General features: G+C 70.8%; 11 protein-coding genes. 7 read left to right on the top strand and 4 right to left on the bottom strand.

Annotated features, from left to right (window positions below):
* Positions 1-90 precede the first annotated feature (90 nt).
* Together cysG and cysK are read left to right on the top strand one after the other, a co-directional pair.
* On the top strand, positions 91-1,548 hold the full coding sequence (gene cysG, locus SPK54_RS02855; RefSeq protein ID WP_330946417.1) for a siroheme synthase CysG: 1,458 nt from the start codon (positions 91-93) through the stop codon (positions 1,546-1,548).
* A 33-nt stretch (positions 1,549-1,581) separates the two neighbouring features.
* A complete protein-coding gene (gene cysK / locus SPK54_RS02850; RefSeq protein ID WP_330946416.1) occupies positions 1,582-2,541 on the top strand; it encodes a cysteine synthase A in 960 nt (319 codons plus the stop codon).
* A gap of 289 nt (positions 2,542-2,830) precedes the next feature.
* On the opposite strand, the gene SPK54_RS02845 is transcribed toward cysK, so the two are convergent.
* A complete protein-coding gene (locus tag SPK54_RS02845; RefSeq protein ID WP_330946415.1) occupies positions 2,831-4,249 on the bottom strand; it encodes a mannose-1-phosphate guanylyltransferase/mannose-6-phosphate isomerase in 1,419 nt (472 codons plus the stop codon).
* Positions 4,250-4,291: 42 nt separating this feature from the next.
* Between SPK54_RS02845 and SPK54_RS02840 the strand changes: the two genes are divergently transcribed.
* Both SPK54_RS02840 and murU read left to right on the top strand, forming a co-directional pair.
* On the top strand, positions 4,292-5,296 hold the full coding sequence (locus SPK54_RS02840) for a phosphotransferase (RefSeq protein WP_330946414.1): 1,005 nt from the start codon (positions 4,292-4,294) through the stop codon (positions 5,294-5,296).
* Positions 5,293-6,000, top strand: a complete 708-nt coding sequence (gene murU, locus SPK54_RS02835) for an N-acetylmuramate alpha-1-phosphate uridylyltransferase MurU (RefSeq protein WP_330946413.1) — start codon at positions 5,293-5,295, stop codon at positions 5,998-6,000. Before SPK54_RS02840 ends, murU begins: the two co-directional genes overlap by 4 nt.
* A gap of 70 nt (positions 6,001-6,070) precedes the next feature.
* Here the strand turns inward: murU and hda are convergent, their stop codons facing one another.
* From hda to SPK54_RS02820, 3 genes are read right to left on the bottom strand one after another with little or no spacing between them, the layout of a single operon-like run.
* Positions 6,071-6,778, bottom strand: coding sequence for a DnaA regulatory inactivator Hda (gene hda / locus SPK54_RS02830; RefSeq protein WP_330946412.1), 708 nt, complete (start codon positions 6,776-6,778; stop codon positions 6,071-6,073).
* 1 nt (position 6,779) lies between these two features.
* The gene (locus tag SPK54_RS02825; protein WP_330946498.1) at positions 6,780-7,970 is read right to left on the bottom strand and encodes an AI-2E family transporter; all 1,191 of its coding nucleotides are present in this window, start codon (positions 7,968-7,970) and stop codon (positions 6,780-6,782) included.
* Between the two features lie 2 nt (positions 7,971-7,972).
* Positions 7,973-9,100 (bottom strand): DUF2066 domain-containing protein, encoded by a 1,128-nt coding sequence (locus SPK54_RS02820; RefSeq protein WP_330946411.1) that lies wholly within the window; start codon positions 9,098-9,100, stop codon positions 7,973-7,975.
* A 155-nt stretch (positions 9,101-9,255) separates the two neighbouring features.
* On the opposite strand from SPK54_RS02820, the gene purM reads away from it, so the two are divergent.
* Genes purM through SPK54_RS02805 form a run of 3 tightly spaced genes read left to right on the top strand, consistent with a single transcriptional unit; the run spans position 9,256 to position 11,624 of the window.
* On the top strand, positions 9,256-10,275 hold the full coding sequence (gene purM / locus SPK54_RS02815; RefSeq protein WP_330946497.1) for a phosphoribosylformylglycinamidine cyclo-ligase: 1,020 nt from the start codon (positions 9,256-9,258) through the stop codon (positions 10,273-10,275).
* On the top strand, positions 10,275-10,919 hold the full coding sequence (gene purN / locus SPK54_RS02810) for a phosphoribosylglycinamide formyltransferase (RefSeq protein ID WP_330946410.1): 645 nt from the start codon (positions 10,275-10,277) through the stop codon (positions 10,917-10,919). The genes purM and purN overlap by 1 nt, the downstream gene beginning before the upstream one ends.
* A 33-nt stretch (positions 10,920-10,952) precedes the next feature.
* A complete protein-coding gene (locus SPK54_RS02805; protein ID WP_330946409.1) occupies positions 10,953-11,624 on the top strand; it encodes a DUF3108 domain-containing protein in 672 nt (223 codons plus the stop codon).
* Positions 11,625-11,689: the final 65 nt, after the last annotated feature.

Genomic DNA, 11,689 nt, shown 5'->3' with positions numbered 1-11,689 from the left:
GCATTCCCGCGCCTTGCTTATGCCCTGAAAGAATAAGAAGACATCCTGCCACCATTTCCCCCCGCCCGCCACGCCGCCTAGCGTGGCGGCATGTCCCCGCCCGCTGCCCCCGTCCTGTTCCCCCTGTTCCTCGACCTGCGCGGCCGGCGCGTGCTGGTGGTGGGCGGCGGCGAGGTGGCCGCGCGCAAGGTGGCGGCGCTGCTCGACAGCGGCGCCGACGTCACGGTGGTGGCGCCCGCCCTGGTCCCCGCGCTGGCGGCACTGGCGAAGGCGCATCGACTGGCGCACATCCCCGCCGCATTCGCGGCCGAACAGCTGGACGGCAGCTGGCTGGCAATCGCCGCCACCAATGACGACGGGGTCAACCGAGCGGTGGCCGCCGCCGCCCACGCGCGCCGGGTGTTCATCAATGTGGTGGACGATGCCGGCCTCGCCAGCGCCCAGCTGCCCGCGCGCGTGCAGCGCGGCCCGCTGCAGGTCGCGATCTCCAGCGGCGGCGCCTCGCCGATGCTGGCGCGGCACCTGCGCGAGGAGTTGGAAACCAGGCTGGACGAGGCGCTGGGCCAGCTTGCCGGGCTGCTGGGCAAACTGCGCGGGCGCATCCGCATGCAGCTTGTGGATCTGGGCCAGCGCCGCGCCTTCTTCGAACGCGTGCTGGCCGGCCCGGCGCAATCCCTGCTGCGCCGCGGCGAGGAAGCAGCGGCGCGACGCGCGGTGGAAGCTGAACTGGCATCGCGCCCCCACCCCCCCGCGGGCCGCGTCGCCCTGGTCGGCGCCGGCCCGGGCGATCCTGGCCTGCTCACCCTGCGCGCGCTGCGCCTGCTCAACGAGGCAGACGTGATCCTGCACGACCGCCTGGTCAGCGACGGCGTGCTGGCGCTGGCGCGCCGCGACGCGCAGCGCATCGACGTCGGCAAGCGGGTCGGCGGCGACCACGACGCCACCCAGCAGCACATCCACGCCCTCCTGATCCAGCATGCCCGCGCTGGCCGCCGGGTGGTGCGGCTGAAGGGCGGCGACCCATTCGTGTTCGGCCGCGGCGGCGAGGAGCTCGAAGCGCTGCGCGGGGCCGGCATCGACTTCGAAGTGGTGCCGGGCATCACCGCCGCCACCGCCTGCGCCGCCTATGCCGGCATCCCGCTGACCCATCGCGCGCATGCGCAGTCGCTGCACCTGCTCACCGCGCAGGCGCGCGACGGCGATGCCGACCACGACTGGCGCGCGCTGGCGCAACCCCACCAGACCCTGGTGTTCTACATGGGCGTCCAGGGGCTGGCCCGGCTGCGCGACAAGCTGATCACGCACGGCCGCGCAGCATCCACATCGGTGGCGCTGGTGGAAAACGGCAGCCGCCCGCAGCAGCGGGTGGTCGTCGGCACGCTGGCGCAACTGCCGGCGTTGGCAACGGCGCATGCCGTGCGCGCGCCGGCACTGCTGGTGGTGGGCGAAGTGGCGGCGCTGGCCGCCCGCCTGCACTGGTTCGGTGCTCCGCCGCTGGCCGGCGAACACCCGCGATGTCCACCCGACGCCCTCGCCCGCGCCGCCTGACCGTTTTCCACCGCATTCCAGGGATCCATTGCCATGACCATCCACAACAGCATCCTCGACGCCGTCGGCAACACCCCGATCATCCGCCTCAACCGCCTCGCGCCCAGCCACGCCACCGTCTACGTGAAGGCGGAATCGTTCAACCCCGGCGGCTCGGTCAAGGACCGGCTGGCGCTGGGCATCGTCCTCGACGCCGAGCGCCGCGGCCTGCTCAAGCCCGGCGACACGATCGTGGAGGCCACCTCCGGCAACACCGGCATCGCCCTGGCCATGGTCGCCGCCGCGCGCGGCTACAGGTTCGTGGCGGTGATGACCGAAACCTTCTCGATCGAGCGCCGCAAGGCGATGCGCGCCTACGGCGCCAAGGTCATCCTGACCCCGGCCGCCGCGCGCGGCACCGGCATGGTGCAGAAGGCGAAGGAACTGGCGGAAAAACACGGCTGGTTCTGGGCCAGCCAGTTCACCAACCCGGCCAACCCCGCCTACCACCGCCAGACCACCGCAGCGGAAATCCTGCGCGACTTCGCCGGCAAGCGGCTGGACGTCTTCGTCAGCGGCTGGGGCAGCGGCGGCACCCTCACCGGCGTGGGCGAGGTCCTCAAGCTGGCGCGCCCGGACACCCGCATCGTCGCCACCGAACCGGCCGGCGCCGCCCTGCTCAAGGGCGATGCGTGGGCGCCGCACAAGATCCAGGGCTGGACGCCGGACTTCGTGCCCGAGGTCATCAACCGCAACGCCTTCGACGAACTGCGCACCGTCACCGACGAGGACGCCATCGCCACCTCGCGCCGGCTGGCCGCCGAGGAGGGCATTTTCGTCGGCATCTCCGCAGGCGGCACCGCCGCCACCGCACTGCAGATCGCCGAGACCGCACCCGAAGGCAGCGTGCTGCTGGCGATGCTACCGGACACCGGCGAGCGCTATTTCTCCAGCCCGCTGTTCGCCGACATCAACGAGGGCAGCGACGACGAGTGGCTGGCCAGCCTGGGCTGAGCCCCCGCAATCCCAAGCGGACAAGAACCCTCCCGCGAAGCAGAAGGGGCACGTACCTCAAGCGCCGCACCGCTCCGAGCCGAGTTCCCGCGGGCACTGCCTGCAGCGAAATCAAGGAGGAGGCATTGGCCCCCGGCCAATGCCGGAGGACATTCGCGGAAGGCAGTGCCCGCGGGAGCGCGGCCGCGAGAAGGAGGAGGCATTGGCCACCGACCAATGCCGGGGGACATTCGCGGAAGGCAGTGCCCGCGGGAACGCGGCCGCGAGAGAACGCACGCACCGCACGCCGTCACGACCGCCCGTACACATCCTCGTAGCGGACGATGTCGTCCTCGCCCAGGTAATCGCCGGACTGCACCTCGATCAATTCCAGCATCTCCCTGCCTGGATTCTCCAACCGGTGCTTGGCGCCGATCGGAATGTAAGTGCTCTGGTTGGCGAACAGTTCGAACACGTCGTTGTCGCGGGTCACCCGCGCGGTGCCGCGCACCACCACCCAGTGCTCGGCGCGGCGCTCGTGCGACTGCAGCGACAGCCGCGCGCCCGGCTTGACCTTGATCCGCTTGACCTGGAACCCGTCGGCCATGTCGATGGAATCGTAGCTGCCCCACGGGCGGTGTACCTCGCGGTGCAGCACGGCCTGCGAGCGCTGCCCGGCCTTGAGCTGCGCCACCACGTCCTTGACCTGCTGCACCCTGTCCTTGCGCGCCACCAGCACCGCGTCGTCGGTTTCCACCACCACCAGGTCGTCCACGCCCACCAGCGCCACCAGGCGGCGCGCGTACGCGTAGCTGTTGCGGCTGCCGATGGAAATCACATCACCGTGGTGCGCGTTGCCGTCGGCATCCTGCTCGCTCACCTCCCACAGCGCCGACCACGAACCGACATCGTTCCAGCCGATGTCCACCGGCAGCACGCAGGCGGCATCGGTCTTCTCCATCACCGCATAGTCGATGGAATCCGACGGACAGGCGGCGAACGCGGCCTTGTCCAACCGGATGAAATCGCCGTCGCGCGCCGCGGCCTCGAACGATGCACGCACCGCCGCCACGATGTCGGCGCGGAAGCGCTGCAACTCTTCGAGGTAGCGCGAGGCCCGCAGCAGGAACATGCCGCTGTTCCAGTAATAGCCGCCGGCATCCAGGTAGCGCTGCGCGGTGGCGGCATCGGGCTTCTCGACGAAGCGCAGCACCTTGCGCACGCCGTCGCCCTTGTCGGCTTTGCCCGCTTCCGCATGGATATACCCGAAGCCGGTTTCCGGCGCATCCGGCAGGATCCCGAACGTCACCAGCGCGCCCGCCTCCGCCGCCGGCATCGCCGCGGCCACCGCGGCGCGGAAAGCCTCGCCATCGCGCACCACGTGGTCGGACGGCAGCACCAGCAGCAGCGGATCGTCACCGCCGGCCAGCGCCTGCAGCGCGGCCGCGGCGATCGCCGGCGCGGTGTTGCGGCCCACCGGCTCCAGCAGGATCGCCGGGGTCGGCGCGCCGACCTGGCGCAGCTGCTCGGCGACCAGGAAGCGGTGGTCTTCGCCGGCCACGACGATCGGCGCGACATCGGCGATGGCGGCCACCCGCTTCCAGGTCGCCTGCAGCATGGTGTCGTCGCTGGCCAGCGGCAGGAACTGCTTGGGGTAGGCCTCGCGCGAAAGCGGCCACAGACGGGTCCCGGAACCGCCGGACAACAACACGGGCTGCAACTTCGCCATACCTGCCTCGCTGGAATCGAAGCGGCAGTTTACCCTTTGCACATGAGCAGCCCTGCAACCGACGACCGCGCCATCCTCCGCCTGCAATGGGCCCGCCACGCGCTGGGAATTGCCGATGCAGGGCTTGCGCGGGCCTCCACCGACGCCGGTTTCCGCAGCTATTGGCGCAGCGTGGGCGCCAAGCCGTCGCGGATCGTGATGGACTCGCCGCCGGACAAGGAAGACGTGCGCCCCTGGCTGCGCGTGCGCGACCTGCTCGACGCCGCCGGCGTGCGCGTGCCGCAGGTGCTGGCGCGCGACGTCGACGCCGGCTTCCTGCTGCTGGAAGACCTGGGCGGGCCGACCGTGGCGCAGGTGGTCGGTGAGGCCAATGCCGACGCGCATATGGATGCTGCGATCGCCCAGCTGCTGCGGCTGCAGTCGCTGGCCTTGCCGGCGGATTTCCCGGCGTTCGGCGAAGCCCTGCTGCAACGCGACGCCGGGCTGTTCGAGGACTGGTTCGTGCGCCGCCACCTCGGCATCGAACTGGACTGCGGCGACAGCGAGCGGCTGGAGCTGGCGCAGCGCCGGCTGATGGACAACGCGCTGGCGCAGCCGCGCGTGCCCACCCACCGCGACTACATGCCACGCAACCTGATGCCGGTCGAAGGCGGCCCGGCGGTGCTGGATTTCCAGGACCTGGTGCTGGGCCCGATCGCCTACGACCCGGTCAGCCTGCTGCGCGACGCCTTCCTGAGCTGGCCGGAGGCGCGCGTCGACGGCTGGCTGCGCCGCTACCACGCGCGCGCCATCGAAGCCGGTTTGCCGGTGCCGGCGCTGGAGACTTTTCTTCGCGACGCCGACTGGTGCGGCGTGCAACGGCACCTCAAGATCCTGGGCATCTTCGCCCGCCTGCACCATCGCGACGGCAAGCCGCGCTACATCAAAGACGCGCCGCGCTTCCTCGGCTATCTCGACGCGGTGGTGCCGAAGTACCGCGAACTCGACCCGCTGCGCGAGCTGCTTGACCACACCATCAAACCAGCGTTCGCCAAGGTGGCTGCATGAAGGCGCTGATCTTCGCCGCCGGCCTCGGCGAGCGCATGCGCCCGCTCACCGACACCACGCCCAAGCCGCTGCTGCCCGTCGGCGGCAAGCCGCTGATCGAATGGCATCTTGAGAAGCTGGCGGCGCTTGGGATTCGCGAGGTGGTGGTCAATACCTCGTGGCTGGCCGAGCAGTTCCCCGCGGCGCTGGGCGACGGTGCACGCTGGGATTTGCGCGTCCATTACGCATTCGAAGGCGACATCCCGCTGGAAACCGGCGGCGGCATGTGGAACGCGCTGCCGCTGCTGGGCGACGCTCCTTTCCTGCTGGTCAACGGCGACGTGTGGACCGACTTCGACTTCGCCGCCCTGCCGCGCGAGCCGCGCGGGCTGGCGCACCTTGTGATGGTGGACCGGCCGCCGCAGGCGACCCATGGCGACTTCGCGCTCGATGCGGGCGGCTGCGTGCGCGCCGATGGCGCACACAAGCTCACCTATGCCGGCATCGGCGTCTATCGCCCGCAGCTGCTGGAGCGCTGGCGCGACGCCATCCCCGAACCGGCCCTCGCCAACGGCAAGCCGAAGTTCCCGCTGGCGCCGGTCCTGCGCGCGCACATGGCCGCGGGCCGCATCACCGGCGAATACCATCGCGGCAGATGGACCGACGTCGGCACGCCGGAGCGCTTGGCGCGGCTCGACGCGCAGCTGACGCAAGAGGCACTGTAGGAGCGCACCGCAGGGGCGCGAAAGCTTTTTCGAGAGCACCGGAACAGCATCGCGCCCCTGCGATGCGCCCTTACGCCTGGCCCGCTTCCAGCACCTGTCGCAGGAACGGCACGGTCAAGCGCCGCTGCGCGGCCAGCGAGGCGCGGTCGAGCCGTTCGAAGATGGCGGTCAGGCTGCCGAGGTCGCGGCTGCAGCGGCGCAGCAGCCACTCCAGCGCGGCGTCGTCCAGGTCCAGCCCGCGCGCGGCGGCACGCTGGCGCAGCAGCTCGGCGCGGCCCGCATCATCCAGCACCGGCAGCGTCCAGCGCGCGCATTGCGCCAGCCGCGAACGCAGGTCAGGCAACACCAGCGGCAGCGCGTCCGGCGCCGCGTCGGCGGCGTACAGGACGCCACGCCCGGCGTCATGCAGGCGGTTGTGCAAGTCGAACAGCGCCACCTCGTCGTCGCGGCTGCCGGCGACGGCATCCACGTCGTCCACCGCCACCAGCTCGGCCCGCTCCAGCCCCTCCACCGCTGCACGCACATGTCCGCGCAGCCCTTGCAGGGTGAGATAGACGGCGCGGGCGGCTGCCGCCTCCGCCTCGGCGCAGGTGGCGAGCAGCAGGTGGGTCTTGCCGGTAGCGTGCGCGCCGTGCAGGTAGAGCCCGGCAGCAGCACCGCCGACCGCCAATGCATGCAGCGCTTCGGGAAGGCCAACCGGCGCGTCGACGTAGCGCGACAGCCGCTGGTCGGGCGGCGCACGCAGGGCCAGCGGCAGCTGTGGCACCAGTTCGGCCATCTCAGGTCGCGGGCGGCTCGCGCCCGTCCGCCGGCGGCTCGGCGCTCACGACGGCGGCCGGCTCGGCGCTCACGACGGCGGCCGGCTCGGGCGCGATCGCCGCCGCGTCGCCGGCGTACAGGCGGCTGTGCCGGTAGCGGTCCTGCGCATAGCGCAGCAGCACGTTCGCCACCGCCGCCACCGGCAGCGCCAGCAGCATGCCGAGGAAGCCGAACAGGGTGCCGCCGGCCATCACCGCGAAGATCACCGCCATCGGGTGCAGGCCGATCTTGTCGCCGACCAGCTTCGGGGTCAGCCAGTAGCTTTCGATGATCTGGCCAACGGTGAACACCACGGCCACCCCGGCCAGGTGCTGCCAGTCGCCGTACTGCACCAGCGCGGCGATGCCGCCGAACACCACGATGGATGCCGGCCCCAGGTAGGGCACGAAGGTCAGCAGGCCGGCAATCAGCCCGATCAGGATGCCGAGGTTGAGGCCCACGGCCCAAAGGCCGATCGCGTACATCACGCCCAGGATCAACATGACCGTGAGCTGGCCGCGCAGGAACCCGCCCAGCACCTCGTCGGATTCGCGCGCCAGCCGGCGCACGGTGTCGTAGTGGTCGCGCGGCACCAGCGCACCGACGCGCTCGACCAGCAGGTCCCAGTCGCGCAGGAAGAAGAACGTCAGCACCGGCAGCAGCACGATGTTCGCCAGCCACCCCATCAGCGCGAAGCCGGAGCGCGAGACATAGCCAAGCACGGTCGCGGCCACGCCGCCGGCGCTCTGCCAGTGCTCCCGGATCAGCTGGAACAGGCGCTCCGGATCCAGCCACGACAGGATCTGCAGGCCGGTGCGCCGCTCGATCCACGGCAGCGCGGTCTGCACGAACCAGTCGCGGTAGTTCGGCAGCGATTCGACCAGCGTCACCAGCTGCTGTTCCAGCAGCGGCACCAGCAGGATGGCCACGATGGCCAGCACCAGGGTCATCACGCTGAAGACCAGCACCACCGCGGTATTGCGCTGCAGGCGGCGGGCTTCCAGGCGGTCGACCATCGGGTCGCCCAACCAGCCCAGCAGCGCCGCGAACACGAACGGGCTGAGGATCGGTGCCAGCAGCCAGACCACCCACACCACGCCCAGCGCCAGCGCGGTCCACTGCACTCGCCGGTAGAACGCGGCGATGGTCGCCAGGTCATCCTCGCGATGCATGCTCAACGTGCCCCCAGCCTGAACGTGGCGACGCCCGCATCCGCGCCGGCTTCGCCGGCCGGCACTGCAGACAGCGTGCCGCCGCGGCCGACGTAGCGGGCGAACCCGGCAATGCCCGACGCCAGCTCCAGATCCAGCTCCAGGACTTCCGGCGCGGCGGCGGCCGGGGTGATGCGACGCACGATGGACATCCCGTCCAGGTAGCCGGCCAGGCGCAGATAGTCGTCGGCGCCGTCGATCCCCAGCACCCGAACCCGATAGATCCCCGGCGGCCCGGCCGTGCCGGCCTTGGCATAGCGCTTGAAGAGCGCATCCGCCGCGCCCTCGGCGCCGCCTGCCATGGCCTTGCGCGCATCCACGCTGCGGGTCTGCCAGCTCGAAAGCACCTTGCCCGCGTCGACGAAGGTCCAGTCCGCGCGCCAGCCGCCGTCGCTGCGCTGCAGCTTGCCGATCAGCTGCATCGGCGGGCTGTAGCGCTTCGACAGCGAGGCGATCGCGGCGGTGTCGCCGCGCCAGATCGCACCCACCGCGGCCTGCTCGGCGGCATTCCCCGCCGGCAGCCCCAATGCATAACCGCGCGACTTGGCGGCATCCAGCACCGAGCGCGCCGCGTTCACCTGCCCCAGCCCCACCAGCCGCGGCCCGCTGCCATCGTCGATGGCCAGCCACAGCACCGGCTTGGGCCGTGGTTGCGGCCAGCTGGGCAGGCCCAGCATCGCCACCAGGTCATCCACGTCCTGCTGGCGGAAACGCACCACCAGCATGGTCTGGAAGCTGGGCGCCCCGGTGGCGGACACGCCTTCGTCCTGGCGGTAGTCGTAGCCTTCGACGTAGTCCTCCGCCTTCGCCAGCTCTTCGCGTACGCCGGGGCGCTGGGCCGCACCGTCGTCGCCGGTCACGTTGCCCAGCACCTGCGCCAGCGCACGGGCAAACGCCTTGTCGCGCTCGCCGTCGGTCTGGTTGCGCACCGCCACCTCGGCCTGGTAGGCGCCTTGCGCCTGCGCGCGGTCGCCCTCGGTGCGCTGCGCCAACGCCGCGCCCGCCGGCAGCAGGCACAGGCCGGCCCCCAGCAGGGCCGCCCAGAGCCATCCCCTGCACCGTTGCATCGTCCCTTGCGGCTTCATCTGCATCGCCGTTCCTCGCCGGAAACCCCGGCCATTGCTGCCGAAATGGTGCCGCAGCCGGGCGGGCGCGTCCATGTCCGCGCTGCGCGGCTGCTAAAATCCGATGTCTACCACGCCTGCGCGAGTTCGCCGTGACGCCATCCACGCCCTCTTCCCCCGGCCTGACCTACCGCGACGCGGGCGTCGACATCGATGCCGGCAATGCGGTGGTCGAACGCATCAAGCCGCTGGTCCGCCGCACCATGCGGCCGGAAGTGCTGGGCGGGGTGGGCCTGTTCGGCGGCCTGTTCGATCTCTCCGGTCGCTACCGGGAGCCGGTGCTGGTGTCCGGCACCGATGGCGTGGGCACCAAGCTGATCCTGGCCAAGCAGCTGAACCGCCACGACAGCATCGGCCAGGACCTGGTGGCGATGTGCGTGAACGACGTGCTGGTGCAGGGCGCCGAGCCGCTGTTCTTCCTCGACTACTTCGCCACCGGCAAGCTCGACGTGGACACCACGGTGAACGTGGTCGGCGGCATCGCCAGGGGTTGCGAGATCGCCGGTTGCGCGCTGATCGGCGGCGAGACCGCGGAAATGCCCGACATGTACCCGCCGGGCGAATACGACCTGGCCGGCTTCACCGTCGGCGCGGTGGAGAAATCGAAGCTCATCGACTCCAGCAGGCTGCGCGCCGGCGACGTGCTGATCGGGATCGCCTCCAGCGGCCCGCATTCCAACGGCTATTCGCTGGTGCGCAGGATCCTCGAACGGGCGGGCAACCCGCTCGATCTCGATCTCGGCGGCGTCACGCTTGCCGACGCGCTGATGGAGCCCACCCGCATCTACGTCAAACCGGTGCTGGAGCTGCTGGCCAGGCATGACATCCACGCCATGGCCCACGTCACCGGCGGCGCGCTGGTGGAAAAGATCATCCGGGTGGTGCCGCAGGGCCTCGGGCTGGACATCGACACCGCCAGCTGGCCGCTGCCGGCGGTGTTCGACTGGCTGCAGCGCGAGGGCAACGTGGCGCGCGAGGAAATGTGGCGCACCTTCAACTGCGGCATCGGCTACGTGCTGATGGTCGCGCCGGCAGACGCCGCCGCGATCGGCGCCGACCTCGACCGGATGGGCCTTGCGCACTGGCAGATCGGCCAGGTGGTGCCGGCACCGGGCGAAGGCGAGCGGCTGCACATCCGCTGATGCCGGCCCGCATCGCCATCCTTGCCTCCGGCCGCGGCAGCAACCTGCAGGCCGTCCTCGACGCCATTGCCGCCGGCACCCTGGATGCGCGCATCGTCGGCGTGTTTTCCGACAAGCCTGACGCGCAGGCATTGCAACGGGTGCCGGAATCCCTGCGCTGGTCGCGCACGCCCAAATCCTGCGGCGGCCGCGAAGCCTTCGACGCGCTCTTGGCCGATGCCGTGGCCGCCTGCGAACCGGACTGGATCGTCTGCGCCGGCTACATGCGCATCCTCGGCGAAGCCTTCGTGCGGCGCTTCGCCGGCCGCGTACTGAACATCCATCCGGCGCTGCTGCCCAGGCACAAGGGCCTGCACACCCACCAGCGCGCGCTGGACGCGGGCGATGCCGAGCATGGCGCCAGCGTGCATTTCGTGAATGCGGAGCTGGATGCGGGCGCGGTGATCGCACAGGCGCGGGTGCCGGTGCATCCGGGCGATGATGCCGACCTGCTGGCCGCACGCGTGCTGGCGGTAGAACACCCGCTGATGCTGGCGGTGCTGCGGCTGGCGGCCGCCGGCCGCCTTGCTGAACGCAATGGACAGGCAACCGTGGATGGTCAGGCCCTGTTTACGCCGCTGTCGCTAGAGTCGATAACGACTTGACGCGTATGCGTCGGTAACGAACAGGTATCCCGCATGAAAGCAGTCCGCATCGCCTCCGCCCTGACCCTGCTGCTCGCCGCCTCGCAGGCATGGGCCGTGAAGCCGTTCGTGGCCGATTACGAGGCCAGCTGGAAGGGCGTACAGGCCAACGCGCAGATCAGCCTGAACCGCGGCAGCGACAACCGCTGGAACTACGAACTGAGCGTCAGCAACCAGCTGGGCAGCTCGCGCCAGACCACCGTGTTCGAAGAGCATGGGGCTGGCTTCCGCCCGCTCTCCGGCGTCGACGCCACGCAGGTGCTGTTCAAGCGCTCGCAGAAGAACGCCACCTACGACTGGGCCCAGCGCGAGGCGCACTGGAGCGGCGACGTGAAGGCCGACCGCGCCGGCCCGGTGAAGCTGGAAGACGGCGACCTCGACGGCATGCTGATCAACCTGGCCCTGGTCCGCGACGTGGCCGCCGGCAAACCGCTCAGCTACCGGCTGGTGGATAACGGCATGGCGCGGCCGCAGCGTTTCCAGAACCTGGGCAAGGACACCGTCACCGTCGGCGGGCAGCAGCGCACCGCCACCAAGGTTGCGCGCAGCAGCGACGACAAGCAGGTGATCGTGTGGATCGTCGATGGCCTGCCGACACCAGCCCGCATCCTGCAGCGCAAGGACGGCAAGGACGAACTGGAGCTGACGCTCAAGTCGGTGCGTTGACCCCAGCGCGACGCAGCGCGTCGCCGGCGGCCCCCTCTTCCGCCGCCACGGCGCGGCGCAGGCGC

This window comes from Thermomonas sp. LB-4 (assembly GCF_036409385.1).
Classification (GTDB): Bacteria; Pseudomonadota; Gammaproteobacteria; order Xanthomonadales; family Xanthomonadaceae; genus Thermomonas.
This window is presented reverse-complemented; position numbering and strand designations above follow the sequence as displayed.

Bases quoted from the DNA above. Each gene is read 5' to 3' on its own strand.
- SPK54_RS02840 (WP_330946414.1), top strand. From the start codon at position 4,292: ATGAGCAGCCCTGCAACCGACGACCGCGCCATCCTCCGCCTGCAATGG.
- SPK54_RS02820 (WP_330946411.1), bottom strand. From the start codon at position 9,100: ATGCAGATGAAGCCGCAAGGGACGATGCAACGGTGCAGGGGATGGCTC.
- SPK54_RS02845 (WP_330946415.1), bottom strand. From the start codon at position 4,249: ATGGCGAAGTTGCAGCCCGTGTTGTTGTCCGGCGGTTCCGGGACCCGT.
- murU (WP_330946413.1), top strand. From the start codon at position 5,293: ATGAAGGCGCTGATCTTCGCCGCCGGCCTCGGCGAGCGCATGCGCCCG.
- cysK (WP_330946416.1), top strand. From the start codon at position 1,582: ATGACCATCCACAACAGCATCCTCGACGCCGTCGGCAACACCCCGATC.
- cysG (WP_330946417.1), top strand. From the start codon at position 91: ATGTCCCCGCCCGCTGCCCCCGTCCTGTTCCCCCTGTTCCTCGACCTG.
- SPK54_RS02825 (WP_330946498.1), bottom strand. From the start codon at position 7,970: ATGCATCGCGAGGATGACCTGGCGACCATCGCCGCGTTCTACCGGCGA.
- hda (WP_330946412.1), bottom strand. From the start codon at position 6,778: ATGGCCGAACTGGTGCCACAGCTGCCGCTGGCCCTGCGTGCGCCGCCC.
- purN (WP_330946410.1), top strand. From the start codon at position 10,275: ATGCCGGCCCGCATCGCCATCCTTGCCTCCGGCCGCGGCAGCAACCTG.
- SPK54_RS02805 (WP_330946409.1), top strand. From the start codon at position 10,953: ATGAAAGCAGTCCGCATCGCCTCCGCCCTGACCCTGCTGCTCGCCGCC.